The sequence below is a fragment of the Amycolatopsis sp. NPDC114478 genome (genome assembly GCF_055633805.1).
This window is the reverse complement of sequence record NZ_JBVKDO010000018.1, coordinates 1-26,638: the sequence shown is the minus strand read 5'-3', so window position 1 is coordinate 26,638 and position 26,638 is coordinate 1. Positions and strand designations below refer to the sequence as shown.

19 protein-coding genes are annotated in these 26,638 nt (G+C 70.4%); 12 read left to right on the top strand and 7 right to left on the bottom strand.

Going from position 1 to position 26,638, the window contains the following annotated elements; translation table 11 throughout:
- The first annotated feature begins 24 nt into the window (after positions 1–24).
- From ACZ7OH_RS37715 to ACZ7OH_RS37700, 4 genes are all read left to right on the top strand, one after another.
- Complete coding sequence (locus tag ACZ7OH_RS37715) at positions 25–1,173, top strand: Gfo/Idh/MocA family protein (protein ID WP_470285244.1); 1,149 nt, start codon at positions 25–27, stop codon at positions 1,171–1,173.
- Between the two features lie 90 nt (positions 1,174–1,263).
- Positions 1,264–2,700 carry an extracellular solute-binding protein gene (locus tag ACZ7OH_RS37710; protein ID WP_470285243.1) on the top strand — a complete coding sequence of 479 codons (1,437 nt, stop codon included), beginning with the start codon at positions 1,264–1,266 and terminating at the stop codon, positions 2,698–2,700.
- Positions 2,697–4,706, top strand: coding sequence for an ABC transporter permease (locus tag ACZ7OH_RS37705; protein ID WP_470285242.1), 2,010 nt, complete (start codon positions 2,697–2,699; stop codon positions 4,704–4,706). Before ACZ7OH_RS37710 ends, ACZ7OH_RS37705 begins: the two co-directional genes overlap by 4 nt.
- Positions 4,703–5,971: a mandelate racemase/muconate lactonizing enzyme family protein gene (locus ACZ7OH_RS37700; RefSeq protein ID WP_470285241.1), complete on the top strand. Its 1,269-nt coding sequence runs from the start codon at positions 4,703–4,705 to the stop codon at positions 5,969–5,971. Before ACZ7OH_RS37705 ends, ACZ7OH_RS37700 begins: the two co-directional genes overlap by 4 nt.
- On the opposite strand, the gene ACZ7OH_RS37695 is transcribed toward ACZ7OH_RS37700, so the two are convergent.
- From ACZ7OH_RS37695 to ACZ7OH_RS37680, 4 genes are all read right to left on the bottom strand, one after another.
- Positions 5,968–6,708: a ribonuclease activity regulator RraA gene (locus ACZ7OH_RS37695; RefSeq protein WP_470285240.1), complete on the bottom strand. Its 741-nt coding sequence runs from the start codon at positions 6,706–6,708 to the stop codon at positions 5,968–5,970. The two genes, ACZ7OH_RS37700 and ACZ7OH_RS37695, sit on opposite strands and share 4 nt — an antisense overlap.
- Positions 6,709–6,850: 142 nt before the next feature.
- Positions 6,851–8,287, bottom strand: coding sequence for a non-reducing end alpha-L-arabinofuranosidase family hydrolase (locus ACZ7OH_RS37690; RefSeq protein ID WP_470285239.1), 1,437 nt, complete (start codon positions 8,285–8,287; stop codon positions 6,851–6,853).
- Positions 8,288–8,400: 113 nt separating this feature from the next.
- Positions 8,401–9,483, bottom strand: a complete 1,083-nt coding sequence (locus ACZ7OH_RS37685; protein ID WP_470285238.1) for an RICIN domain-containing protein — start codon at positions 9,481–9,483, stop codon at positions 8,401–8,403.
- A gap of 17 nt (positions 9,484–9,500) precedes the next feature.
- Positions 9,501–11,894, bottom strand: a complete 2,394-nt coding sequence (locus ACZ7OH_RS37680; protein WP_470285237.1) for an RICIN domain-containing protein — start codon at positions 11,892–11,894, stop codon at positions 9,501–9,503.
- Between the two features lie 230 nt (positions 11,895–12,124).
- Between ACZ7OH_RS37680 and ACZ7OH_RS37675 the strand changes: the two genes are divergently transcribed.
- The 6 genes from ACZ7OH_RS37675 to ACZ7OH_RS37650 all read left to right on the top strand — a co-directional run bounded on the left by ACZ7OH_RS37675 (position 12,125) and on the right by ACZ7OH_RS37650 (position 18,594).
- Positions 12,125–12,868 (top strand): FadR/GntR family transcriptional regulator, encoded by a 744-nt coding sequence (locus ACZ7OH_RS37675; protein ID WP_470285236.1) that lies wholly within the window; start codon positions 12,125–12,127, stop codon positions 12,866–12,868.
- Positions 12,869–13,086: 218 nt separating this feature from the next.
- Positions 13,087–13,260, top strand: coding sequence for a hypothetical protein (locus ACZ7OH_RS37670; RefSeq protein ID WP_470285235.1), 174 nt, complete (start codon positions 13,087–13,089; stop codon positions 13,258–13,260).
- Positions 13,257–14,576: an extracellular catalytic domain type 1 short-chain-length polyhydroxyalkanoate depolymerase gene (locus ACZ7OH_RS37665; RefSeq protein ID WP_470285234.1), complete on the top strand. Its 1,320-nt coding sequence runs from the start codon at positions 13,257–13,259 to the stop codon at positions 14,574–14,576. Before ACZ7OH_RS37670 ends, ACZ7OH_RS37665 begins: the two co-directional genes overlap by 4 nt.
- Positions 14,577–14,593: 17 nt before the next feature.
- A complete protein-coding gene (locus ACZ7OH_RS37660) occupies positions 14,594–15,964 on the top strand; it encodes an RICIN domain-containing protein (RefSeq protein WP_470285233.1) in 1,371 nt (456 codons plus the stop codon).
- 67 nt (positions 15,965–16,031) lie between these two features.
- Complete coding sequence (locus ACZ7OH_RS37655; RefSeq protein ID WP_470285232.1) at positions 16,032–17,057, top strand: LacI family DNA-binding transcriptional regulator; 1,026 nt, start codon at positions 16,032–16,034, stop codon at positions 17,055–17,057.
- Positions 17,058–17,133: 76 nt separating this feature from the next.
- Positions 17,134–18,594, top strand: a complete 1,461-nt coding sequence (locus ACZ7OH_RS37650; protein ID WP_470285231.1) for an arabinofuranosidase catalytic domain-containing protein — start codon at positions 17,134–17,136, stop codon at positions 18,592–18,594.
- Between the two features lie 185 nt (positions 18,595–18,779).
- Here ACZ7OH_RS37650 and ACZ7OH_RS37645 read toward each other — a convergent pair whose 3' ends face one another.
- Together ACZ7OH_RS37645 and ACZ7OH_RS37640 are read right to left on the bottom strand one after the other, a co-directional pair.
- Positions 18,780–20,393, bottom strand: coding sequence for a glycoside hydrolase family 27 protein (locus ACZ7OH_RS37645; RefSeq protein WP_470285230.1), 1,614 nt, complete (start codon positions 20,391–20,393; stop codon positions 18,780–18,782).
- 22 nt (positions 20,394–20,415) lie between these two features.
- Positions 20,416–21,765: a glycoside hydrolase family 43 protein gene (locus ACZ7OH_RS37640; protein WP_470285229.1), complete on the bottom strand. Its 1,350-nt coding sequence runs from the start codon at positions 21,763–21,765 to the stop codon at positions 20,416–20,418.
- A 256-nt stretch (positions 21,766–22,021) separates the two neighbouring features.
- Here ACZ7OH_RS37640 and ACZ7OH_RS37635 point away from each other — a divergent pair, with 256 nt between their 5' ends.
- Both ACZ7OH_RS37635 and ACZ7OH_RS37630 read left to right on the top strand, forming a co-directional pair.
- Positions 22,022–23,995, top strand: a complete 1,974-nt coding sequence (locus ACZ7OH_RS37635; RefSeq protein WP_470285228.1) for an alpha-L-fucosidase — start codon at positions 22,022–22,024, stop codon at positions 23,993–23,995.
- A gap of 27 nt (positions 23,996–24,022) precedes the next feature.
- Positions 24,023–26,410: a ricin-type beta-trefoil lectin domain protein gene (locus tag ACZ7OH_RS37630; RefSeq protein ID WP_470285227.1), complete on the top strand. Its 2,388-nt coding sequence runs from the start codon at positions 24,023–24,025 to the stop codon at positions 26,408–26,410.
- On the opposite strand, the gene ACZ7OH_RS37625 is transcribed toward ACZ7OH_RS37630, so the two are convergent.
- On the bottom strand, positions 26,407–26,638 hold a 232-nt coding region (locus ACZ7OH_RS37625; RefSeq protein WP_470285226.1), incomplete at its 5' end, for a hypothetical protein. The genes ACZ7OH_RS37630 and ACZ7OH_RS37625 overlap by 4 nt on opposite strands.

The window sequence follows — 26,638 nt, the reverse complement described above, 5'->3', positions numbered from 1 at the left end:
ACCGTTGACGAGAACGGACTGGGCATGGGAGCACCGGGGATCCCGCCGATCCGGCTGGGGCTGATCGGCACCGGCCTCGCGGTCGAGAAGCTGCACTGGCCGGCGTTGCGCGGGCTCGCCGACCGGTACGTCGTCACCGCGTTCACCGACCCGTCCGCGGACCAGCGCAGGCGGTTCACCGGCTACAGCGGAACCGATCCGGCGCTGGCCGTCGCCGACCGGGCCGCACTGCTGGCCCGCGACGACGTGGACGCCGTGCTGATCTCGGTGCCGATCCCGCACCTGTACGAGGTGGCGCGCGACGCGCTCGCGGCCGGCAAGGACGTGTTCTGCGAGAAGCCGGCCGGTGCCGACGCCCGGCAGGCCGCGGCCTTCCTGGCCCTGGCGGCCGGGCACCCGGACCGCACCTTCGTGGTGGGGGAGAACTACTTCTACCGAGACGACCTGCGCTACGCGCGCGCGTTGCTCGACAGCGGGGCGATCGGCCGCCCGCACCTGATGGCGTGGCGGTACGCCGGCCAGTCGGTGCCCCGGCCGGGCGGGTTCACCAGCACGCCGTGGCGGCACCGGCCGCAGTACCGCGGTGGCGTGCACCTCGACTTCGGCGTGCACCACATCGCCCAGATCCGGTTGCTCTGCGGCGACATCGCGCGGGTGCACGGTGCCGTGCAGGCGGCCAACAGCACGATCGACGCACCGTCGGACCTCGCGCTCACCCTCGTCTTCACCGGAGGCGCCATCGGCAGCTACACCGCGTCCTTCCCCGAAATCCCGGTGCCGCCCGAGCCCAACGACATGCGGCTCTACGGAACCGAGGGCGTGCTCGTGCTCGCCGGATCCGAGTCGGAGCGCCGCGTGACGCGCAGCAGCCGCGACGCCACCACCCACACGACCGTCTTCCGCGGCAGCGACAACGGCTACCGCGCGGAGCTCGTCGACTTCGCCGACGCCGTGCAGTTCGGCGTGCGGCCGGTCGGCAGCGTCGCGCAGAGCGTGGCCAACGCGATGGTCGTCCAGCGGGCGCTCGACTCCGCGGACCAGGCGGCCGCGCTGGCGCTCGACCCCGTGCCCGGCGCCGGTCCGGTGCCGCTGTGGCGGCCCCGCGGTTCGGCCGGGCTGTTCGACGGGCTGCCCGGGCAACGCATCAGCAGTTCGGCGTCCTTCGCCGCATGAAAAGCCTGCAGCTTTGAAAGACCGCAGCGCGGCACTCGCCGCGCTGTCCCCGCCGGTCGCAACGTCGCCCCGTCGGTATGAGGAGTTGTCATGGAAGAGAAAACGGACCTGTCGAGGCGTACCTTCCTCGGGATGAGCGCGGGGGTGGGCGCGCTGGGCGTGCTCGGTCTCGCCGGGTGCGGGAGCGGCTCCGCACCCGCACCGCAGGTCGACGTCCAGGTTCCCCAGGCACTGCTCGATGAAGCTTCCCGGCTGCGCGGCGGGTCGGTGGGGATGCTCTCGCAGAAGCTGTACGCCGAGGCGGCCAACAAGGCGCTGGACAAGTCGCTGCAGGTGTTCGCGCAGGCCACCGGGACCACGATCCGCAACGACCTGGTCTCCGGCGACGCCGGCGACATGGTCGCGAAGATGGACGCCGAGGTGAAGGCGGGCACCAACCGCGACCTGGCTTTCGTGAGCGACCGGCGGTTCGTCGGCCAGCTCCACAACCTCGGCGCCCTCACCGACGTCACCGACGTGGTCACCGGGATGAAAGCGCTTTACGGGAACCCGGCGACCGAGGCGAACGACTACTGCGTGTTCGACGGCCGCTGGTTCGCGATCCCGTACCACTTCATCGCGTCCGGGATGTACCTGCGCAAGGACTGGTACGCGGAAAAGGGTCTCCCGCTGAAGCCCTACTACTCCTGGGAAGAGCTGCGCGACAACGCCTTGGCGGTCTCCGACCCGGGGAAGCGGCGCTTCGGCTGGGGGCTCACGGTGAACCGCTCGGGCGACGCCAACGGCTTCATCGCGAACGTCATCAACACCTACGGCGGGGCGATCGCGGACAACACCGGCACGAAGGTGGTGTTCAACTCGCCGGAAACCGTCGCGGCCGTCACGTTCATCGGCGACATCTACACGAACCCGAAGTACCAGCCGATGCTGCCACCCGGGGTCGGGAGCTGGACCGACTCGAGCAACAACGAGAACTGGCTGGCCCAGATCCTCGGGCTCACGCTCAACCAGTTCAGCGTCTACGCCGACTCGAAGACCAAGAAGAACCCGGTGTACGCCAACACGCACGTGTTCAACGGCGCCACCGGGCCGGCGCTCGACCGGCCGCTCGCGTTCGGCGAGTCCAACTCGTTCGTCGTGTTCAAGGGGGCGAAGAACCCCGATCTCGCCAAGCTGGTGGCGAAGTTCATGGCGGGCGGGAGCGCGCTGCTCGGGGTCGCGAAGGAAGCCCCGTGCCTGGTCAACCCCTCGTGGGACAAGGTGTGGGACTCCGACCCGTACTACACGAGCGGTGACCCGGCCTTCCCCGCGCTGCGGGAGCAGACCCGCGCGCAGCTCCCGGTGACCACCAAGACCGGCTACGCGTTCCCCCAGGCCCCGAGCCCCGGCGAGCAGGCCGCCACCGCCGCCTACCTGCTGACCGACATGATGCAGTCGGTCATCCAGGGCACCAAGCCGGCCGACGCCGTCGCCGCGACCCACGGCCGGATCGTGCAGATCTTCGAGCAGCAGGGCTATCGGCAGTGACCGTCCTGCGTTCGCGCCCGGCGCCGGCCGGTCCGGCGCCGCGTGCGTCTTCTTCGCTCACCAGGACGCAGCGGCTGCTCGGGCGCGACTGGCGCCTCGCCGCCGTGTTCATCGGGCCGACGCTGGTGCTGGTCGCCGGCCTGATCCTGGTGCCGATCGTCAGCTCGGTCTTCACCAGCGTCACCGAGCGCCACGGTGCCGAGACGGTCTTCGCCGGGCTGGACAACTACACCGCCCTCATCGACGACGCCTTGTTCCACAAGGGCGTGCTCAACTCCTTCGTCTTCACCGCGTACGCCGAGATCTTCAAGGTGACCCTCGGTCTCATTGCGGCGCTGATGCTGCACCACATGCGCCGCGGCAAGGCACTCATCGCCGGGGTGATCCTGCTGCCGTGGGTGATCCCGACGGTCGTCACGGCGTTCACCTGGCGGTCGCTGCTCGACCCGATCTTCGGCAGCGTCAACGTCCTGCTCACCGACACCGGGATCGGGCCCGGCCTCGCCGCGATCGGGCTCGTCGACAAGTGGCCCGCGGAGTGGCTGTCCGACCCCGCGCTCGCGATGCCGGCGGTCATCCTGGTCAACGTCTGGAAGGGCATCCCGTTCTTCACGGTGACGTTCCTCGCCGGGCTCAAGGCCATCGACGGCAACCTCCACGAGGCGGCGATGGTGGACGGCGCTTCGCCGTGGCAGCGCTTCGTGCACATCACGCTGCCGGGGCTGCGTCCGGTGATGATCGTGACGGTGCTGCTGTCGTCGATCTGGACGTTCAACAACTTCGACCTGATCTGGCTGATGACCCAGGGCGGACCGGGGGACGCCACGGCCCCGTACGTGATGGTGGCCTACTCGAAGGCCATCCAGCAGCTGCAGCTGGGCGCGGGCGCCGCGGTCACGCTGGTGATGCTGCCGGTCATCGCCGTGCTCGTGGTGATCCTCGTGCGGATGATGAGACGCAGCGACCAGCCCGGCGCGGCCGACCTGGGGCGCCGGAAGCTGACTCCCGCCCAGCGCCGGGCGCTGCCGTGGGTGATCGTCGTGGCCGCCGTGCTCGTGCTGGTCTGGGCGTCGCCGCACATCGTCTGGAAGGCCGCGCTCGTGCTGGGCGTGTTCGTGGTGCTCGCGGCCGTCGTCGGCCAGGTGGTCTCCGCGCTCGCCGCGCGGAGCAAACGGCTGGCCGCCCGCCTCGTCGGCGGCACCGGCTCGGGGATCGCGCTGGTGGGGCTGCTGTGCTTCGTGCTCGCCCCGATCTACTGGATGACGATCACCGCCTTCAAGTCCGACGACCAGATCGTCGCGCGCACCGACGACCTCTGGCCGACCCCGTGGAGCACCGAGCAGTTCACGAACCTGTTCACCGGGCGGGCGTTCGGCACCTGGTACGTCAACACGATCCTGGTGTCGGTGGCGTCGACCGTGATCGCCCTGGTCTGCGCGGCGCTGGCCGGCTACGCGCTGGCGCGGCTGAAGTTCCGGGGTTCGGAGAGCTTCACGGTGACGATCCTGCTCACCTACGTCATGCCGGGCGCGCTGCTGTTCATCCCGCTGTACCAGCTGATGAGCGGGATCGGGCTGAACGACTCGTTGTGGTCGCTCGTGCTCGCCTACCCCACGTTCACGCTGCCGTTCGCGACGTGGCTGCTCGTCGGCTACTTCAAGTCGATCCCGGCCGACCTCGAGGAGGCCGCGCTGGTCGACGGCTGCACGCGGTTCGGGGCGTTCCGCCGGATCGTGCTGCCGCTGGCCAAGCCGGGCCTGCTCGCGGTCGCGCTGTTCACGCTGACCAACGCGTGGAACGAGTTCCTGTTCGCCTTCGTGTTCATCACCAAGGACGAGAACAAGACCCTGCCGGTCGGCATGCAGTCGATGATCTTCGGCGACGTCGTGCCGCAGGGGCAGCTGGCCGCGGCCTCGCTGCTGGTCAGCATCCCGGTCGTGCTGATGTACGGGTTCGGGCAGCGGTTCCTGACCGAGGGCCTCACCGCGGGCGCGGTGAAGGGATGAGCGCCATCACGGAGAAGCACGTCTCGACGGCGTCGCGGCCGAGCGACCTGCGCATCACCGACCTGCGGGTGGCCGCCGTGGACGGGGTGCCGTTCCGCTCGTCGATCATCCGGATCGACACCAACCAGGGGCTCGTCGGCTACGGGGAGGTGCGCGACCAGGCCAGCGCCACCTACGCGCTGGTGCTCAAGAGCCGGCTCGTCGGCGAGAACCCGTGCAACGTCGACAAGATCTTCCGCAAGATCAAGCAGTTCGGGTTCCACGGCCGCCAGGGCGGCGGGGTCTCCGGCGTCGAGATGGCGCTGATGGACCTGGCCGGCAAGGCGTACGGAGTACCCGCGTACGCGCTGATCGGCGGCCGGTTCCGGGACGAGATCCGCTGCTACGCGGACACGCCGTCGCTGCCGGACCCGCACGCGATGGGTGCCCGGCTGCTGGAGCGCAAGCTGCGCGGGTTCACGATGCTGAAGATGGACGTGGGCATCGACCTGCTGTGGGACATCCCGGGCGCGCTGATCGCGCCGCCGGGCGCCCGGGAAGACCGGTCGACGATGCACCCGTTCACCGGTATCCAGATCACCGCGCAAGGGGTCGAGCACCTGGTGTCCTATGTGGACATCGTTCGGTCCGTCGTCGGCTACGACGTCGCGCTCGCCGCCGACCACTTCGGCCACATAGCCCTCGACTCGTGCATCCGGATCGGCCGCGCGCTGGAACCGTTCACCCTGGCGTGGATCGAGGACCTGATCCCGTGGCAGCTGACCGACCAGTGGCGCCGGCTGACCGCGGCCGTCGCCGTCCCGACGTGCACGGGGGAGGACATCTACCTGCTCGACGGCTTCCGGCCGCTGCTGGACGCGGGCGCCATCCGCGTCGTGCACCCCGACCCGGCGACGGCGGGCGGGATCGCGGAGACCAAGCGGCTCGGCGACTACGCGCAGGAGCGCGGGATCCCGATGGCGCTGCACCTGGCGGCGTCGCCGATCGCGACGATGGCGTGCGTGCACCTGGCCGCCGCCACCGAGAACTTCTTGGCGCTCGAACACCACGCGGCCGACGTGGAGTTCTGGAGCGACCTCGTCACCGGCCTGCCCCGCCCGCTGATCCGGGACGGCCACATCACCGTGCCGGACACCCCGGGCCTGGGGTTCGGCGACCTCGACGAGGACCTGCTGCGCCGCCACCTCGACCCGCGTGACCCGGTGTTCTTCGCCGAGACGACGCACTGGGACACCGAGTCGAGCCACGACCGGCTGTGGAGCTAGGCGCGGCCCTGGTCGGCGCGCCACCGCTCGTACTCGGGCCGGGCTTCGTCCGAGAGCGGGTAGTACCGCCTCAGGTCGCCGCCCTCGGCCAGGCGGATCCGGGAGAACTCCTCCCAATCCGCGTGTTCCCGCGCGTGGGCCACCAGGGCGGGGGCGAGCTTGACCGGCACCACGACGGCCCCGTCGTCGTCGGCGACGACGATGTCGCCCGGCTCGACGACCGTGCCACCGCACGCCACGGGCACGTTGACGGCGACCGGGACTATGCCGGTCTGCGCGTGGAAGTTCGGCGTGGCGCCCCGGATCCACAGCCCGAGGCCGAGCTTCTTGGCTTCCGGGGTGTCGCGCAGGCACCCGTCGACCACGACGCCGGCGCCGCCGCGGCCCTTGAAGTAGGTCAGCATCATTTCGCCGAACACGCCGCTTTCCATGTCACCGCGCGCGTCGACGACGATCATGTCGCCGGGCCGCGTGTGGTACATGACGTGCCGGTGCAGCTGCTTTTCCGGTTCCTCGTACTCGTCGACGGGGTAGAGGTCCTCCCGCTTCGGCAGGAACTGCAGCGTCAGCGCGGGTCCGGCGACGCGCACCCCGGGGGTCACCGAAACGGGGCCGCGGATGAAGGCGCTGCGAATGCCCATCCGGCTGAGCTCACCGCTGGCGGTCGCGCTGCCGATGGCCGCGAGGGCCGCGCTGAGCTCGGCGGGCGGGCGAACGATGTCGGGCGTTTCGACCACGTCGATGGCTCCCTCGGGTCCGCGCTGACCGTGCCGGTCGGAGTTTCCGATCGGTCCGGGACCGAGCCTAGCCGGGAAAACCCCTGTCCGGAAGGAAGAAACCCCAGCCGGTGGACAGCTGGGGTTCCCTCCTCGGCGCCGGTCAGCGCTGCAGCGTCAGCAGGCCCGGTCGCCAGGGCAGCTGGTCGTAGGCCCCGCCGGCGTTGGGGTCTTTGCCTTGGTAGAGGAGTTGCAGGTTGCACGGATCGACGGTCATGGTCTGGTCCGGGTTGGAGCGGACCAGGTCGCCGTGGCTGATGTCGTTGGTCCAGCTCGCGCCGCTGTTTGCCTTGCCCGCGAACGGGTTGCTTTCACTGGCGGCCTGCGGTGTCCACGAACCGCTCAAACTGCTCGCGGTGAACGAACGGAAGTACCGTCCGTTGGCGCCGATCGCTTCGACGATCATCAGGTATTGGTTCTGGCCTCGGACTTTGTAGACCTGGACAGCTTCGAACAGGTTGTTGGTGGAGTCGCTCATCACCGTGGTGTAGTTCGAGCCAAAACTGCCCGGGAAGTTTCCGATGGGCATGCTCGCGCGGTAGATCTTGCCGTTGTCTCCGGCGAAGAACAGGTACATGTTGGAGCCGTCGGCGATCAGTGTTTGGTCGATCGGGCCGGTACCCGAGCCGGAAATACTCCCGGTGAACAGCGGCTGCGGCGAGGACCACCCGTTGGGATTGGTGGGATCGCTGGACGTCCGATAGATGAACGGCCACGCGCCCCACTGGTAAGCCAGCACCCAGATGCTCTTCGGCGCGAAGTAGAACAGCGTGGGCGCCACCGTGGACTGGCTCATCCCGGTCTGACCGGCCGAGGCCATGTCGGACCAGTTCGTGAAGGGCGTGAAGGCCATCGAGCCGTACGACGACCCCGAGACGTTCGACGCGTAAACGAGGTGCTTACCGTTGTAGACGACGTTCGTGAAGTCCTTCAGCGACACCCACCCGTTCTTGGGCGTGGCCAGCACCCCTGTCGACGACCAGCGATACGTCGACGGCAGCGTGCAACTGCCACCGGTCGTCGTCGTGGTCGTCGGTGTGCTCGACAGGCCGGTCCACTTCTGGTTGCTGCCGCCGTTGCACGTCCAGAGAGCCACCGTGGTGCCGTTGGCCGTCGCGGCGCCGGTGACGTCCAAGCAGAGCCCGGACTGCACGCCGACGATCGTGCCGTCGGCGTTGACCCGCCATTGCTGGTTGGCTCCGCCGTGGCAGGTCCAGATCTGGACCCGGGTGCCCGCGCTCGTCGCGCTTCCCGGCACGTCGAGGCACTTGCTGCCGTAGACGGTCAGCAGACCGCTCGCCGTCGATGTCCACTGCTGGTTCGCGCCGCCCGAGCAGTCGTAGATCTGCAGCAAGGTCCCGTCGGTCTGGCTCGCGTTCGGGACGTCCAGGCAGCGGCCCGAACCGACCCCGCGCAGCGCGCCGGTGACGTCGGCCGCGGCCGGGCCGGCGCCCAGCGTCACCGTCACCACCACGGTCGCCGCGGCGGTGAGCACCGCGGTCAGAAACCGGATCCTGCGGCTGATTCTTCTCTTCGTCATGACGTTCTCCCGACCGGAGTTCCTTGGGGTGAGGCGGTTGTCGTCGCTGGGCCCGGGCTCGTTTTATCCAGCACTCGCAGGAAGGACCAGCACGCGGGCCATGTCGTCGCCTCCTAGCGCAGCGTCCACTGCTGGTTCGCCTGCCCGCTGCAGGTCCACAGGACCAGCTGGGTGCCGTTGGCGGTGCCCTGCCCGTACGCGTCGAGGCAGAGCCCCGACTGGACGCCGGTGATCGTGCCGTTCGCGGTGACGGTCCACTGCTGGTTGGCCTGGCCGTGGCAGTCCCAGACGATCACCAGGGTGCCGTTGGCCGTCCCGTGGCCGGACGCGTCGAGGCACTTGGTCCCGCCGACCGTCAGCTCCTGGCCCGTCCGGGTCCACGCCTGGCCGGCCTGCCCGCCGCAGTCCTGCAGCCGCACCTGCGTGCCGTTGGCGGCGCTCGCGGCGTCCACGCACCGGCCCGACTGCGTGCCGACGATCTGCCGCGCGGTGGACGTCCCCGGGGTGCCGATGCTCCCGGGCACCGACTGCAGCGCGGCGAACCAGGTGGCGGCCATCTTGTCGTACCCGGTGGCCGTGGGGTGGACGCCGTCGGTCAGGTCGGCGGTGGTCAGCGCGGAGTGCATGTCCACCAGGTGCACGTGCTTTCCCGCGTTCCGGTTGCTCTGCACGATCCCCGGGATCGCGGAGTTGAACGTGCGGGCCACGGACTCCTGGCCGGAGTTGGCGAGCGGGATGATCGTGGCGACGAAGACCTCGGCGTCCGGCGCGGTCGCGGTGATGTGGTCGATCAGCCCGGACAGCCGGGCCGGCGCGCGGCCGACGTCGTAGTTCTGCAGGATGTCGTTGGTGCCGATGTGCAGCAGGACCGTGTTCGAGGCGGTGTTGCGCAGCCAGGTGACGACGTTCGCGTCGATCTGGTCGATGCGCCAGCCCGGGTGGCCCTCGTGGTCGTGGTCGCCGAGGGCGGCCGGGCCGTTGTACTGCGAGCCGGTGAAGTCGACGCGGTAGCCGCCCGCGCTCAGGCGCTGCCACAGCCCGATCCGGTAGCCGCCGGGGACCTGCGTGCCTTCGGTGATGGAGTCGCCCAGCGGCATGACCCGGACCCCGCCGTTGGATTCGGCGGCCGCCGGGGTGCCGGGGAGCAACGCGCTCAGGAACAGGGCCGTCGCGGCCGCGATGAGCCGGATTCTCATGGATACTCCTCGATCGGTCAGCCGAAGGTCCACTTCTGGTTGGCTTGCCCGGTGCAGGTCCAGAGCCGGACGGCGGTGCCGTTGGCGGTAGCGCCGTCGGTCACGTCCAGGCATAGTCCGGATTGGACACCGGTGACGGCGCCGGCCGGCGTGACCTGCCAGCGCTGGTTGGCGCCGCCGTTGCAGGTCCAGACGACGACCTTGGTGCCCGCGGTGGTGCCCTGCCCGGACGCGTCCAGGCAGCGGGTGCTGTCGCCGCTGTAGACGGTCAGTTCGCCCGCGGTGGTCCGGGTCCAGGACTGGTTGGTGCCGCCGTTGCAGTCCCAGATCTGCACCTGGGCGCCGGGCGTGGTGCTGGCGCCGTTGACGTCCAGGCACTTGCCGGCCCCGGCCGCGCGCACCGGGCTCGCGGCGGGACCGGTACCGCGCGGGCCCACGGCGGCGATGACCTGCTGGGCGCCCGACGGCCAGTTCGTGCCGCTCACCTGGACGTTGCCGCTCAGGACGTTGTTGTGCGGCGGTCCGGTGGCGACGTTGGTCGCGCCGCCGTTGTACCAGTTGCCGCTGAAGGTGCTGTCGTCGGTGTTGTTGCTGCCACTGGCGTTGGTGAAGGCCCAGACCCCGGAGTCCTGGATCACGTTGGCCGACAGGCTCACGTACCGCGAACCTTCGTCCAGGTACAGGCCGACCGTGCGGTTGTTGTCGTAGACGTGGTTGTGGTCGATGGAGCTGCCGGGGTTGGCGGAGAGGTTGTAGATGCTCCCGCCGTCGTGCATGAGCTTCTTCGTGCCGTGCACCCGGTTGTAGCTGACGACGGTGTCGCGCAGGGTCGTCGCGGTGGAGTACACGGGCTGGTAGTCGTACAGGCCCCGGTTGCGGTAGTCCTGGCTGCCGCCCGGGTCGTTCGCGCCCCAGCCCCAGCCGACGTCGATCCCGTCGTAGGTCAGGTTCGCCACGTCGTTGTGCGTGATCACGGCGTGCGTGACGTACGTCGACAGGATGCCGGCCATCTCCCGGTAGTCGAGGGCGACCCGGCTCACCGTGTTGTCCGACAGCGTGATGTCGTGGTCGGTCATCGCCGCGTTCGACGGGTGGTGGGCGTCCGGCCGCACGCCGCCGACGACGATGCCCGCGCCGGAGTCCTCGGTGAAGGTGTTGTGGTCCACGGTGATCGACGACGCCCCGAGGCCGACCCCGGACGCGTGCGCGTCGGCGTCGTTGCCGATGCCCAGCGCCACCTGCCCGAGGTGGGTGAAGGTGTTGCCGCTGAACGTGATCCCGGTGGCGGCCGAGACCTGGACGGCGGCCGGGGCCTGCGCCCAGCTGTTGCGCGCGCCCTCGAACAGCGGGCAGCCCGACTGGCACGAGCTCAGGAAGTCACCCGGCATCGGCGCCGCGGCCGGGAGGAACGTGCCGCTCTGCTGGTTCGCGTAGCCGACCGACGTGCCCGGCGTGAGCCACGTCGTGTGCTCGAAGTGCAGTCCGCTGAAGGCGAGGCCCCGCACCGGGTTGTCGTAGCTGCCGCTGACCCGCAGGAGCGACGTCAGCCGCGGCAGCTCGACGTCGTGGCTGCCGGGGACCCACCCGCCGGGGGCCTTGTAGTAGAGCTTGCCGGCCTGCGGGTCCAGGTACCACTGGCCGGTGTTCTTCAGGAACGAGTAGGAGTTCTCGAGGAACAGCTGGCCACCGCCGAAGGGCTTGGCGAGGGTGTCGTAGCCCCAGTTGTTGTTGTTCCACGCGGGTTGCTGCATGACGATCGACGTGCCGCTGACGTGGTCGACGGGGGAGTACCGGTCGGTGAAGGAGTTCTGGCTCTCCACCTCGATCCGGTTCTGCTGCGGCAGCGCGGCGAGGTAGTTCAGCGCGGAGTTGACGATGGTCAGGCCGGACGTCGTGACCTGCACGTCGCCGCGGGAGATCGGGATCGACGCGCGCGGCGCCAGCGCCCCGTCGACGAACAGCTGCCGGGAGTCGGACCCTTGCGGCACGGACGCCACCCAGATGTTCTGGCTCGCGTCCTGCACCGTCCAGCCGGTGACCGCCGAGCCGCCGGACAGGACCGGCGTCTGGCCGGGCGCGGCCTGCCAGGTGACGGTGTGGCCGTTCTGCCCGGAGTCGGCGCTGGTGAACGTCAACGGGGCCGCGAGCCGGTAGGTGCCGCCGGCGAGCTGCACGACCACGTCACCGGCGCCCGACTGGGCCCGGGCCAGCTGCTGCGCCTTGGCCGGGGTGGCGACGGGCTGCTCGGGGGTGCCGGGGTTGGCGTCGTCGCCGCCCGGGGCCACGGCGATCGTGACGGCCGCGGCGTGGGCGGGCGGCGCGGCGAGCGCGCTCACGACGAGGGCGGCGGCCGCGAGCGCGGCGGCCACGGATCCGGTGCGCGGCCACGTGCCGCGTGGTCGACCCCTCATCGGCTACCCCACTTCGCTGTGGTTCCGGCCCGCGGACCGTGGCGGATGTGTCGGACTCATATGGGGCCATGAGCCGAATCGCGTCAAGCGGCGACGCGAACCGAGCGGCTTTCGCCGCGTCCAACTGCGGAGATGCATGTAAATTTCACGCCGCGCTCGCGAGTGTTGACCGGAGTGCGGGGCCCCGAGGTATGGTCACTGGCCGGCGCCCCTTGAGTCATACTCATCGGGTGACCGGTGATGAGAAGACCGCGCTGCCGGCCCCGTACCGGCCCGGCTACGAACTGGTGGCCGAGCAGATCCTGCAGCTGATCGCCGAGCTGGGGCTGAGGCCCGGTGACCGGATGCCGACGGAGGTCGAGCTGGCGGCGCGGATGGGGACCAGCCGGACCGTCGTGCGGGAGGCCGTCAAGATCCTCTCGGCGATCGGCCGGGTACGAGCGCACAAGGGGCGGGGGCTGTATGTGTCCGACGACGAGGGCATGCTCGGCGCTTCGCGCTGGGGAGGCTTCTTCCTGCCCACCGACCTCGACCACGTCTACATGCTGTTCGAGTTCCGCCGGGTCCAGGAGACCGCCGCCGCCCGGCTGGCGGCGGTCAACGCCACCCCGGCGGAGCTGCGCGCGATCGAGACCGCCGCCGAGACCTGCCGGCAAGGGCACCTGACCGGCCGGTCCGCGCTGTTCGACCGCGGCGACGACGACTTCCACCTCGGAATCGCCACCGCGTCGCACAACCAGTTCCTCGTGGCGTCCGTGCGCGAAGCCCGCCGCCTGCAACGCCAGTCCAACGCCATCGGGATGTCCGGCACGGTCGGCGGGCACGCGGCGGGCGCGATCGACGAGCACGCCGCGATCCACCGGGCGATCCGCGACGGCGATCCGGACGCGGCGGCCGGCGCGGTCGCCGTGCACCTCGACAACACCTTGGAGGACTACCGCCGGGAGATCCAGCGCCGCGTCTTCGGCCGATGAGCTCACCGCGGACTCCCCGGGCCCGGCCCGGGAAGCCCGCCGTGAGTTCATTCCTTTGTGGACTCCGGCGGGGATCCGTTGCCGGTGGGTAATTTTCACGATGGATTGACCTTTGCCGCCGGCGGCTCCTATCTTGGCTGGAGTCCGTTCGGGCGGTAACCGGGCGGTTTCGCAGCGCGCACCCCGCGCGCTCCTTGCGCTCCTGAAGAGGAGTACCCGTGACGACGCTGTCCCGTACTCTGCGCGCGGCCCTCCCGCACGTCCTGTCCACAGTGGACGACTCCGGCCGCACTGGGCAACCCGGTCATCGGTCGAATGTTAACGTGAACACCAGCACCGGGCTCCCGTGGTCCCGCGGGGGCCAGGCCGACCAGCAATGGAGCCTGCGGTGAAACGTCTGCTCGTCTTCCTCCTCCTGCTGCCCCTCGCGGTGGTATTCGCGACCGCCCGGCCGGCCGCGGCCGCCGCGTTGACCCGCGTCACCGGGTTCGGCGCCAACCCGACCAACCTCGGCATGTACCTGTACGTGCCGGACAACGTGGCGCCCAAACCGGCCTTGCTCGTGCTGGTGCACTACTGCGGCGGTTCGGCGAGCGCGATCTTCGACGGCAACGGGCACGACTACGCGACGGCCGCCGACCGCTACGGCTACGTGATCGTCGTCCCCGAGGCGACCCGGGACGGCCATTGCTTCGACGTGTCCACGAAAGCGGGCCTCACCCGCGACGGCGGCAGCGACACCACCGGCATCATGGCGATGGTGGCCTGGACCCGCCAGCACTACAACGTGGATCCGGGCCGGATCGTGGTCAGCGGCTTCTCCTCGGGCGCCATGATGACCAACGTCCTGGCCGCCGAATACCCGGACGTCTTCGCCGCCGGTGCCGCGTTCTCCGGGGTGCCCGCCGGGTGCTTCGCCACCACCGACGGTTCGCTCTGGAACAGCCAGTGCGCGGGCGGCAACGTCATCAAGTCGGCGCAGCAGTGGGCCGACCAGGCGCACGCGATGTACCCCGGCTACACCGGCGCCTACCCCCGGATGCAGCTGTGGCACGGCGACCAGGACACCACGCTGGCGTACCCGAACTACGGCGAAGAGATCAAGCAGTGGACCGCGCTGCGCGGGCTGGGCCAGACGCCGTCCGCCACCGACCACCCGCAGTCGTCGTGGACCCGGAACCGCTACGGCGGCACCGGGACCCAGGCCCCCGTCGAGGGCATCACGATCGCCGGCACCGGTCACACCCTGCCGCAGGCGGGAATGCTCGCGTACGCGATCTCCTTCCTCGGTCTCGACAGCGGCGCGAGCGGGACCACCGGTGCGCCGGTGCGTTCGGTGGCCGCGGGCCGGTGCCTGGACGTGCCGGGGCAGTCGACCACCCAGGGCACCCGGACGCAGATCTGGGACTGCCACGGCGGCGCGAACCAGACGTGGACGGCCACCGCCGCCGGCGAGCTGACCGTCTACTCCGGCGGCTCGCTGCGTTGCCTGGACGCCGAAGGCGCCGGGACCACGCCCGGCACGGCCGCGATCATCTGGGCGTGCCACGGCGGGGCCAACCAGAAGTGGCGGATCGGCTCCGACGGCTCGGTCACCGCGACGCAGTCGGGGCTCTGCCTGGAACTCGCGGGCGCGACCGGCAACGGCACTGCCGTGCGGCTGGGGACCTGCACCCACGCGGCCACCCAGCAATGGACCCGGAACTGACCATGGGAAGGAGCCGCATGATGAGGTTCGGACGGCTGTTCACGTCCGTCGCGATCGGGGCGCTGCTGGCGACGCCCGGGATCGGCACCGCCCAAGCCGCCGTCGCCGGCGTGCCGTCGCCGTCGGTGGCCGCCGCGGGCACCGCGGGCTGCGGCCAGGCCCCCGGGCTGACGAGCGGCAGCCACACGATTTCCAGCGGCGGCCAGACCCGCAGCTACATCCTGCGCGTGCCGGCGAACTACGACAGCGCCCACCCGTACCGGCTGTTCGTCGGACTGCACTGGCGCGGCGGCACGGCCAACGACGTCGACTCCGGCGGGACCGACGGCTACAACTGGTCCTACTACGGGCTCCGGCGGCTCGCGGACAGCGCGGGCAACAGCACGATCTTCGTGGCGCCCCAAGGCAACGGCAACGGCTGGGCCAACCCCGGCGGCCAGGACGTCACCTTCGTCGACGACCTGCTGCGGCAGCTCGAGGCGGCCTTGTGCGTCGACACCTCGCAGGTATTCGCGGGCGGCTTCAGCTACGGCGCCGCGATGAGCTACGCGCTCGCCTGCGCGCGGCCGACGGTCTTCCGCGCGGTCGCCGTCTACTCCGGGGCGAACCTCAGCGGGTGCAGCGGCGGCACCCAGCCCGTCGCCTACATCGGCATGCACGGCATCGGGGACAACGTCCTGCCCATCGCGTCCGGCCGGGCGCTGCGTGACCAGTTCGTCCGCAATAACGGGTGCACCCCGCAGAACCCGCCGGAACCCGCGAGCGGGAGCCACACCCACATCGTGACCGCCTACTCCGGCTGCCGGGCCGGCTACCCGGTGGTCTGGGCCGCGTTCGACGGCGGCCACGACCCCGGCCCGCGCGACGGGTGCGCCTGCAGCGGCTGGCAGACCTGGACCTCGGGTGAGGTGTGGAAGTTCTTCACACAGTTCGGTTCGCCGACCCCGCCGTCCGGGTCGCCGGTGCAGGTCGGCGTGAACTACACCCTGGCGGCCGAGCACAGCGGCAAGCTCCTGGACATCAGCGGCGTCTCCACCGCCGCCGGCGCCCCGCTGCAGCAGTGGACGGCCACCGGTGGCCAGAACCAGCAGTTCGACTTCCTCGACTCCGGCGACGGCTACTACCGGATCCGGGCCCGGCACAGCGGCCTGGTGCTCCAGGTGGCCGGTTCCGCCACCGGCGCGGACATCACCCAGCAACCCGACTCCGGCGCCCCCGCGCAGCAGTGGCGGGTCACCGACCAGGGCGGCGGCGTGGTCAGCCTGGTCAACCGGCTGAGCGGCCTGGCGATGGACGTCTGGGAAGCCTCGAGCGCCGACGGCGCACGGGTGTCCCAGTGGACGTACACCGGTGCCGCCAACCAGCGGTTCCGGATCCAGCGCGCCTGAGGCGGCCCGGATCCGGCGCTATCCTCGAGCGAGCCCACGAAGACAACGACGTCTTGGGAGAGCGAACGTGTCCTCCGTCGAGTCACCCGAACTCCGTCCGACCCTGGCCGACGTCGCGCGGGCGGCCGGGGTGTCGACCGCCACCGCGTCCCGCGTGCTCAACGGCTTTCCCCGCGTCCGGCCGAAAACGCGCAAGCAGGTCGAGTCGGCGATGTCGGAGCTGGGCTACGCCCGCCAGCGCGCCGCGCGGGCGGCGGCCGGGCCTACCGGCTCGGTCGCCATGGTGGTGTGCGAAGAAGTCCCGCGGCTGTTCGCCGATCCCTACTTCGCCCGCATCGCCGCCGGGGCCGGCAAAGCGCTGACCGGGGTCGGCCTGCAGCTGGTGCTGCTCACCGTGCCGGCGACGGAGGACTACCAGGCCCCGGTCGTCCGGTTCCTCGACGGCGGCCACGTCGACGGCGCCCTGGTCATCGGGATGCACGGCCGCCGCCCGCTCGACCTGGGCTGGCTCGGCATCCCGGTGGTGTTCGGCGGCCGCCCGGTCTGCGGCCGGGAACCCGGCCGGTACTCCTACGTCGACGTGGACAACCGCGGCGGCGCCCAGCGGGCCACCCAGCGCTTCCTCGACGCGGGCCGGCGCACAGTGGCGACCATCGCCGGGCCCCAGGACATGACCGCCGGCGTGGACCGGCTGCTCGGCTACTGGCAGGCGGTGGCGGGCGCCGGGCACGGCGACCGGGGGCTGGTGGTGTTCGGGGACTTCGGCCAGGCCTCCGGCGAGCACGCCACCGCCCGCCTGCTGGACCGCCGGCCGAACGTCGACGCCATCTTCGCCGCGTCGGACATGATGGCGGTCGGCGCGATGCGGGCGCTGCGCCGCGCGGGCCGCCGGGTGCCCGGCGACGTGGCCGTCATCGGGTTCGACGACCTGCCGATCGGCCGGCGCACGGACCCGCCGCTCACCACCGTCCGCCAGCCGATCGAGGAGATGGGCGCCCGGATGACGGGCGAGCTGCTCGCGATGCTCGGCGGCTCGGCCGGGCCCCGCTGCGCGGTGCTCGACACCGAGCTCGTCGCCCGCATTTCCGGATGAACCGGGACACCTGATCACTGAAGTGTTAGCGCTAACAATGGTGCTGCGGCGCGCTGCGGTGCCCGAAGGAGGATTCGTGACCACTCGAGTCAACCCGGTGCGGGCCGTGCTGGTCCTCGCCGCGCTGGTGGCGGCCGCACTGGCCGGCGCGGTACCGGCGTCCGCGGCGTCGACGTCGCTCACGAGCGCCGCGTCGGGCCGGTGCCTGAACGTGACGGGCGGCGTCGACACCCCGGGCACGGCACTGGAGATCCGGGACTGCACCGGCCAGGCGAGCCAGGCCTTCGAGTTCACCGGCGCCGGTGAGCTGCGGACGCTGAACGGGACGCGGTGCGTGGACGCCTACGGCAACCGGACGGCGCCCGGGACCGCGGTGATCATCTGGTCCTGCACCGGCGGGGCGAACCAGCAGTGGCGGCAGAACGCCGACGGGACGATCACCGGCGTCCAGTCCGGGCTGTGCCTCGACGTGAACGGCGCCGGGACGGCCAACGGCACCGCGGTCATCCTGTGGACCTGCCACGGCCAGAGCAACCAGCGGTGGACCACCGGGACCACCACCCCGCCGTCCGGCACGGGCCCGTGCGACATCTACGCGTCGGGGGGCACGCCGTGCGTCGCCGCGCACAGCACGGTCCGCGCGCTGTACGGGTCCTACAACGGGAGCCTGTACCAGGTCCGGCGCGCGTCCGACAACGCGACCCGCAACGTCGGCGTCCTGGCGGCGGGCGGCGTCGCCGACGCCACGGCCCAGGATTCCTTCTGCAGCGGCACTTCCTGCGTCATCACGGTGGTCTACGACCAGTCCGGACGCGGGAACGACCTGTGGTACCAGGGGTCGAGCGCGGTGCCGGGCTCCAGCCAGAGCAGCCCCGCGAAGGCGACCACGGAGTCGCTCGCGGTCGGCGGCAGCAAGGCGTATTCGCTGTACATCAACCCGGGCAACAGCTACTGGCGCGACGGTCACCTGACCGGCGTGCCCACCGGCAGCGCGCCCGAGGGCATGTACATGGTGACCAGCGGCACGCACGTCAACAGCGGCTGCTGCTTCGACTACGGCAACAGCGAAACGACCCGCAAGGCCGACGCGGCCGGCGCCATGGACGCGCTCAACTTCGGCAAGGAGTGCTGGTTCGGCGGCTGCTCCGGAACCGGACCGTGGGTGCAGGCCGACCTCGAGTGGGGGCTCTACCCCGGCGGCAGCCAGACGTGGAACCCGAACCAGCGGGCGTTCGGCAGCAAGTTCGTCACGGCGGTGCTGAAGAACAACGGGACGTCCCGGTTCGCGATCAAGGGCAGCGACGCCCAGTCCGGCGGCCTCACGACGCTGTGGGACGGCGGCCTCCCGAGCGGCTACAGCCCGATGAAGAAGCAGGGAGCGATCGTCCTGGGCAGCGGCGGCGACTGCTGCAAGCCGGGCGGCGGCGCGAACCTGAGCGCGGGAACGTTCTACGAAGGGGCGATGGTCGCGGGGTATCCGTCCGACGCGACGGAGAACGCGGTCCAGGCGAACATAGTGGCGGCCGGCTACCGCTGAGGCCACCTGCCGGGGAGAACCGGACGCCCGAGCCGTCGGTGGACGGCTCGGGCGTTCGGCTGTCTCGCCGAGGGTGATCCGTGGGCCGCGACCCGCCGAGGCTGCGATAGCCATCGGTGGACAGCGAAACGCCCGAGCCATCCCGTCGGAGGACAGCTCGGGCGTTCGGCTGGTCGCCAAGAGGATCAGGCGCGGCTCCAGCGCTGGTTCGGCTGGCCGTTGCAGGACCACAGGATCGCGTGGGTCCCGTTGGCCGTGGCCGCCCCCTCGGCGTCCAGGCACAGTCCGGAATGGACGTTGCGCACCGAGCCGTCCGCTGCGAACGTCCACCTCTGGTCGTCCTGCCCCGTGCACGGCATGCTCGTCACCGGCGCCCCGCTCGTGCCACCGCTGAGGCACTTGTCGCCGAACACCCGGACCTCGCCGTTGTCCCACGTGGTCCAGAGCTGGTTCGCCGCGGTCTGGCAGTCCCAGATCAGCGTGCCCGCCCCGGCGGCCGTCGAGGCGTTGTCGACGTCGAGGCAGCGCCCGGACCCCGTGCCGCGCAGGCGGGACGTCGTGGCCGCCCGCGGGGAACCGCCGGACACCCGGTACGCCGCGACGCCGTGCGCGGGCACGCTCGCACTGATCGCGCCTCCGGTCGTCGAGGTCGCGCCCGTCCACAGGTCGGTCAGGGTGAACGCCGAGCCGGAAAGCCCGATCTGCGCCGCGGTCGTGCTCACGGTCGTGGTGCCGCCGCCGCGGTTGAGCAGCCCGACCGCGACCGACCCGTCGGCCAGCGGCTTGGCGAACACCTCGACGTCGCCGTCGTCGCGCACCCGGCGGCCACCCGCGCCGAGCCGGTCCTGGTCGACCGCCAGCAGCCGCGGGTTGCGGAGCACGGCGCTGATGTCGGCGGACATCGTGCGGATGTCGTTGCCCGCCATCAGGGGCGCGGCCATGAGGGCCCACAGGGCGAAGTGGGCGCGGGACTCGGTCAGCGTCAGCCCGGGCCGCCCGACCACGAGCATGTCCGGATCGTTCCAGTGCCCCGGTCCGGCCTGCGCGGCGAGCGGGGCGGTGACGTCGAGGACGTTGCCGACGCCCATCGGGTAGCTGTTGGTGTTGCCGTTCTGCCAGATGTCGAGGAGGTCCTCGGTGGTGCGCCAGAGGTCGGCGACCTGGCCCCAGTCGTACTTGTCGCCGGTGATGGCGTGGTAGCTGTTGGGGTTGATGCTGTAGACGATCGGGCGGCCGGTGGCGCGCAGCGCGTCGCGCATCACCGTGAACCGGGCGACCTGCTCGTCGCGCGTGCCGGCGGGGGAGCACCAGTCGTACTTGAGGTAGTCCACGCCCCAGGAAGCGAACGTGCCGGCGTCCTGGACCTCGTGCCCGGCGCTGCCGGTCGACCCGGGATAGGTGCCGGTGCGCTGGGCGCAGGTGCGGTCGGTCGGCACCTGGTAGATGCCGAACTTCAGGCCCCGGCTGTGGATGTAGTCGCCCAAGGCCTTCATCCCGCTCGGGAACTTCGACGAGCTGGCGCGCAACGCGCCTTGGGCGTCGCGTTGCGGGTCGAACCAGCAGTCGTCGACGACGACGTACTGGTAGCCCGCGTCCTTCATCCCGGACGAGACCATCGCGTCGGCCGCCTGGCGGATCGCGGTTTCGCTGACGCCGCAGCCGAAGCTGTTCCAGCTGTTCCAGCCCAGCGGCGGGGTGAGCGCCGGGCTGCCGGGCGCGGCGACGCCGGTCGTCGGCACGGTGAGCACGGCCAGTGCGGTGGCCGCGGCGGTGAGCAGGTGGCGCGGTCGAACGGGCATCGTCGCCTCTTTCCCGAAGTCGTCAGGCCGCGAACTGCCACCAGTTCACGTTGAACAGGTAGCCGCTGCCGCCGGTGAACCGGAGGTACAGGTCGTGCGTCCCGGTGGCTCCGGACACCGGGCAGGACACGCTCGTCCACGTCTGCCAGCCGCCGGTGCCCCCGACGGTGCAGGTGCCGACGAGGGTGCCGCCGGTGCTGTCCAGCCGCAGCTCGATCCGCCCGCCGGACGCCGCGGAGGCGACTCGCGCGGTGAAGGACCGGGCGCCGGAACCGAAAGCGGCGCCCTTGACCTTGATCCAGTCGCCGTTCTCGAGGTAGCCGACGTTCATCCCGCCCTCGCTGGACGGCTCGGTCTCGACGCCCGACTCCCAGGCGATCGTTTCCGCTTCCTGCCGCGTGTACGGGTTCAACGGCCCTACCTGCGGCGCGCCCGTCGTGGTCATGGTGATCGTCGGAATCGTGCCGTCAGCGTTGTAGGTGAACTTCTCCACGGCCACCGAGCGCGTGTAGCCGCTGCCGCCCGGCAAAGCGCCGTTGTGGTAGAAGAAGTAGGAGTTCCCGTTGAAGTCGATCAACCCCGGGTGGTTCGTGAAACTGGCGCCCTGGGTGGGCATGACCGTCCCACGGTAGGTCCACGGCCCGGTGGGGCCGGGCGCGGTCGAATACGCGATGAACTCGGAGCAGCACCTCGCCGCGAAGACGTTGTAGTACAAGCCGTTGCGCTTGTAGACCCAGGGACCTTCCTCGAACAGCGTCGGCCGGCTCGCGTTCCCCGTGCGCGTGCCGAACCCGGCGGTGGTGAGCGGGATCTGGGTCACCGCGCCGGAGTAGGAGATCATGTCGGGGTTCAGCTTGACGTACCACAGGTGCGGGTTGCCCCAGTACAGGTACGCCTGCCCGTCGTCGTCGATGAACACCGTCGGATCGATCTCGCCGTTGCCGACGAGCGGGTGCCCGAGCGCGTCGCTGAACGGCCCGGTCGGACTGGTCGACACGGCCACGCCGATCGCCATCGCGCCGGTCGCCCGCACCGTCATCGGGACGTACCAGTAGAACTTGCCGTTCCGGTAGACCGTCTGGCCCGCCCAGGCGTTCGCGCTCGCCCAGCTGAAACTGGCGAGGTTCAACGGCGATCCGTGGTCGGTCCAGTTCACCATGTCCGCCGAAGACCACACCCGCCATTCCTTCATGGTGTAGTTCGTCGAGCCGTCTTCGTCGTGCCCGGTGTAGAGGTAGACGCGGCCGTTGTACACCAGCGGTGCCGGGTCGGCGGTGTAGATGGTCTGGACGATCGGGTTGTCCGCCACGGCCGCGGCCGGGAACAGCCCGAGAGCGCACAGCAGCACGACGACGAGGGTGGCGACTTTCACGGGTGCTCCTTCGATGGTGGTCACCGTTGCTCGCGCTCCGAGGCCAGGCGAGGAGCAGTGTGGCACGGCGATGTTCACGCTCACAAGCGGTCGCCGCAGGGCGTGAAAGTTACACCCTCGCGCGGATGGTTCACGCTGGGATTTCCGGATATTCCCCGATTCCGTGCCCGGGAAAGGCTTGACCGCCGCTGTCGCCCGAGCTTAGACAGAGCGTGTTAGCGCTAACTCATTCCGGAGCCGAGGAGGCTTTCCCGACATGCCCGAGTTCAGCCGTCGCACAGCACTGGGCTTGTTCACGGTCGGCGGCGCGGCGGCGGCCGGTCTCCTGCGCGCCGGGACCGCGTCGGCCACCGCGGGGCCCGGCAGCTACACGCCCACGTGGTCGTCGGTCGACCAGCACCCGCCCGCCGCGGAGTGGTTCCAGGACGCCAAGTTCGGCATCTACTTCCACTGGGGCGTCTTCAGCGTCCCGGCGTTCGGCAACGAGTGGTACCCCCGGAACATGTACATCAGCGGGTCCAGCGAGAACAACCACCACAAGGCCGTGTACGGCGACCCGTCGGCGTGGCCGTACCACAACTTCGTCAACGGGGCCCGCGACAAGGCCGGCAACTGGGTGCAGTTCGGGCCGAAGCTCAAGTCCGCGGGCGGGAACTTCGACCCCGCCGAGTGGGCGCAGCTGTTCGCCGACGCCGGCGCGAAGTTCGCCGGTCCCGTCGCCGAGCACCACGACGGCTTCTCGATGTGGAACAGCGCCGTCAACGAATGGAACTCGGTCGCCAAGGGACCGCGGCTGGACCTGGTGCGGCTGCACGCCGACGCGATCCGGGCCCGCGGCCTGAAGTTCATGGTGTCGCTGCACCACGCCTACCACTTCACCGGCTACTACGACCACGTGCCGGCGCAGTCGGACGCGAGCCTGCGCAAGCTGTACGGCCAGCTGGGCTCGGCCGCGGAAAACCAGCTCTGGTACGACAAGCTGGCCGAGGTCGTCGACGGCTACCAGCCGGACCTGCTCTGGCAGGACTTCAACCTGTCCCACGTCGACGAGTCCCGGCGGCTGGACTTCCTGGCGCACTACTACACCAAGGCCGTCGCCTGGAACAAGGACGTCGTCGCCACCTACAAGGACGGGTTCGACAACCGGGGCGAGGTCTTCGACTTCGAGCGCGGCGGGCCCGGCGACATCCAGAACCCGTACTGGCTGACCGACGACAGCATCTCCAGCTCCAGCTGGTGCTACACGACCGGCATCGGCTACTACTCGATGAAAGCGATGCTGCACGCGCTGATCGACCGCGTCAGCAAGAACGGCACCATGCTGCTGAACATCGCGCCGATGGCCGACGGCACCATCCCGTCCGGGCAGCGGACCATCCTGCTCGGCATCGGCGACTACCTCGGCCGGTTCGGCGAGTCGATCTACGCCACCCGCGCGTGGTCGGCCTTCGGTGAGGGCCCGACGCAGATGGGCGGCGGATCGTTCACCACCCCGCGCGAGGGCACCAACCGCGACATCCGGTTCACCCGCAGCAAGGACAACTCCGTCCTGTACGCCACGGTCCTGGGCTGGCCGGGCAGCACGCTGGACATCACGACGCTCGGCTCGGGCCGGATCGACCTCGCCACGCTGAAGACCGTGCAGCTGCTCGGTTCCGCCGCCGGGTCGTACACCGACCTGCCCGACCGCACCCAGGACGGTTCCGGGCTGCACATCCGGATGCCGTCGGCCACCGCGCCGTTCAGCGCCCCGGCGTACGCGGTGAAGCTGACCTTCGCCGGCCAGATTCCCGCGTTGGGCTCCGGTCCGCTTCCCACGAGCTGGGTGCGGATCGCCAACGTCACGACCGGTCTGGCGCTCGACAGCGGCGGGAACGTCGCGGCCGGGTCGGTGCTCAAGCAGTGGTCCTACGACGGCTCGGCGAACCTGCAGTGGCAGCTGGTGGACCTCGGCACCGGCTACCACCGGATCGTCAACCGCACCAACGGCATGGTCGCCGACAGCGGCGGCCGGACCGGCAACGGCGTCAACGCCGTGCAGGCCGCGTGGACCGGGAGCGACAACCAGCAGTGGCGCTTGGCCTCGCTGGGCAACGGCCGCTACCAGATCGTCAACCGGGCCACCGGTACCGCGCTCGACGGCGCGGGCAACGCCACGTCCGGGTCGGCGGTGGTCCTGTGGGCCCCGAACGGCAGCACCAACAACCAGTGGACCGTCACGGCCGTCTGACCCCCTTCGCCGGAAGAGAGAGCTGCCATGCCCCGAACCCTGTTGCGGAGGGTGCGAGCCGCGGTGGTCGCCACCGTCCTCGTGGCGGCCGGCGTGGTGGCCGCCCCCGCGCCGGCCCAGGCCGCCACCTCGATCACGCTCGACGGCGGTTCGGCCGGCCGCACGTTCGACGGCGTCGGCGCGGTCAGCGGCGGGGGCGGCAACAGCCGCCTACTGATCGACTACCCCGAGCCGCAGCGCGGCCAGATCCTCGACTACCTCTTCAAGCCGGGGTACGGCGCCGCGCTGCAGATCCTCAAGGTCGAGATGGGTGGCGACACCAACTCCACCAGCGGCGCGGAACCCAGCCACGCGCACTTCCGCGGTGATCTCGACTGCAACCGCGGGTACGAGTGGTGGATCATGGAGCAGGCCAAGGCGCGCAACCCCGGCATCAGGCTCGTGGGCCTGCCGTGGGGCGCGCCGGGCTGGATCGGCAACGGCACCTTCTTCTCCAACGACCTGACCGACTACTACCTTTCGTGGCTCGGGTGCGCGAAGCAGCACGGGCTGACCATCGACTACCTCACGACCGTCCAGAACGAGAAGCAGTGGAGCGCCGACTGGAACGTCACGATGCGCAACGCGCTCAACGCCAACGGGTACAACGCAGTCAAGCTCATCTCGGGCGACTCGTGGCCGGGGGACTGGGGACCCGCGAGCGCGATCTCGACGAACACGGCCTACCGCAACGCGACCGACGTGCTCAGCGCCCACTACACGTGCGGCTACCTCAGCGCGCAGACGTCGTGCAGCGTCCCGTCCAGCGTCACGAACACGGGTAAAACGCTGTGGTCGAGCGAGAACGGCTCCCAGGACTACAACGACGGCGCCAAGCCGCTGGCCCGCGGCATCAACCGCGTCTACCTCGACGGCAAGATGACCGCGTACCTCAACTGGGACCTCATCGCCGCCACCACGCCGAACATCCCGTGGCCGACCGTCGGGCTGGTGCTGGCGAACCAGCCGTGGTCGGGCTCCTACTCGGTCGGCAAGGACACCTGGGCACTCGCGCACACCACGCAGTTCACCGCGCCCGGCTGGAAGTACCTCGACGCCTCCAGCGGGTACCTCGGCGGCAACCGCGCCAACGGCAGCTACGTGTCCTTGAAGTCCCCGACCACCGGTGACCACAGCACGATCATCGAGACGATGGACGCCACTTCGGCCCAGACGCTGAACTTCACCACCACCGGCGGGCTGTCCACCGGCCAGGTGCACGTGTGGGCGACCAACCTGAACTCGAACAACCCGGCCGACCACTTCGTGCACACGGCCGATATCACCCCGTCCGGCGGCGCGTTCTCCCTGACCGCCCAGCCCGGCTACCTGTACACGGTCACGACGACCACCGGGCAGGGCAAGGGCACCGCGGCCGGCCCGTCGCAGGGTTCGCTGAACCTGCCCTACAGCGACGACTTCGACGGTTACGCGACCGGCAAGGAAGCCAAGTACCTGATGGACATGGAGGGCGCGTTCGAGACGTCGTCCTGCGGCGGCGGGCGCGCCGGCACGTGCGTGCGCCAAGCCGCGCCCCAGAAGGCGATCCCCTGGAAGAAGACGACCGATCCGTACGCGTTGCTGGGCAACGTCGCCTGGAGCACCTACACGGTCAACGCGGACGTGCTGCTGGAGAAGCCCGGGTACGTCGAGCTGCTCGGCCGCGTCGGCTCGCAGGACACGGGCAACCAGGGCGCGGTCAACGCGTACTACCTGCGGATCAGCGACACCGGCACGTGGTCGATCCAGCGCAACAACACCAGCCAGCAGGTCACGACGCTGCGCAGCGGCACGACGGCCGTGCTGGGCACCAACCGGTGGCACAAGCTGGCGCTGGGCTTCTCCGGCAGCACCATCACCGCTTCGGCCGACGGCGCCGTGCTCGGTACGGTCACCGACACCACCTTCGCGGCCGGGCAGGTCGGCATCGGCACCAGCCAGGGGGAGACGGCCCAGTTCGACAACCTGGCCGTGACCGGCTCGGGTGGCGGGTCGACGTCGGTGCTGCGCAACACCGGTTCGGGCCGCTGCCTCGACGTCCCGAACGTGTCGCAGGCCAACGGCACCCAGGTGGCGCTGTGGGACTGCAACGGCGGGAGCAACCAGCAGTGGACGCTCACGTCCGGCAGGCAGCTGCTGGTGTACGGCGGCAAGTGCCTCGACGCCGAAGGCGCCGCCACCACCCCCGGCACCCGGGCGATCATCTGGGACTGCACGGGCGGCGCCAACCAGCAGTGGACCACCAACACCGACGGCACGATCACCGGAGTGGCTTCCGGGCTGTGCCTGGCTCCGAGCGGCGGCACGGGGAACAGCACGCCGGTGACCCTGCAGACCTGCGTGGCCGGCGGTTCCCAGCAGTGGACCCGGAGCTAGCTGTACTGCTGTTTCAGGTCGTTGACACCCTGGGATGGGAGTTGGGTTTTCTGTAGCAGCCTCTCATATGGGGTCTGGCCGGCCAGGCTCCCGTGCGGGCGGTGGTAGTTGTAGTAGTCCTCCCACTCTTTGTGCTTGTCGTTGAACGCTCCGATGTCGCCGAGGACGACGCCGTCGAGCAGGCGGTAGAACTCTTCGGCGTCGATGCGATGCGAACGCTCGACCTTC

Coding starts and splice junctions, on each gene's coding strand:
- ACZ7OH_RS37630 (WP_470285227.1), top strand. CDS start 24,023: ATGCCCCGAACCCTGTTGCGGAGGGTGCGAGCCGCGGTGGTCGCCACC.
- ACZ7OH_RS37680 (WP_470285237.1), bottom strand. CDS start 11,894: ATGAGGGGTCGACCACGCGGCACGTGGCCGCGCACCGGATCCGTGGCC.
- ACZ7OH_RS37660 (WP_470285233.1), top strand. CDS start 14,594: ATGATGAGGTTCGGACGGCTGTTCACGTCCGTCGCGATCGGGGCGCTG.
- ACZ7OH_RS37715 (WP_470285244.1), top strand. CDS start 25: ATGGGAGCACCGGGGATCCCGCCGATCCGGCTGGGGCTGATCGGCACC.
- ACZ7OH_RS37635 (WP_470285228.1), top strand. CDS start 22,022: ATGCCCGAGTTCAGCCGTCGCACAGCACTGGGCTTGTTCACGGTCGGC.
- ACZ7OH_RS37685 (WP_470285238.1), bottom strand. CDS start 9,483: ATGAGAATCCGGCTCATCGCGGCCGCGACGGCCCTGTTCCTGAGCGCG.
- ACZ7OH_RS37710 (WP_470285243.1), top strand. CDS start 1,264: ATGGAAGAGAAAACGGACCTGTCGAGGCGTACCTTCCTCGGGATGAGC.
- ACZ7OH_RS37690 (WP_470285239.1), bottom strand. CDS start 8,287: ATGACGAAGAGAAGAATCAGCCGCAGGATCCGGTTTCTGACCGCGGTG.
- ACZ7OH_RS37645 (WP_470285230.1), bottom strand. CDS start 20,393: ATGCCCGTTCGACCGCGCCACCTGCTCACCGCCGCGGCCACCGCACTG.
- ACZ7OH_RS37700 (WP_470285241.1), top strand. CDS start 4,703: ATGAGCGCCATCACGGAGAAGCACGTCTCGACGGCGTCGCGGCCGAGC.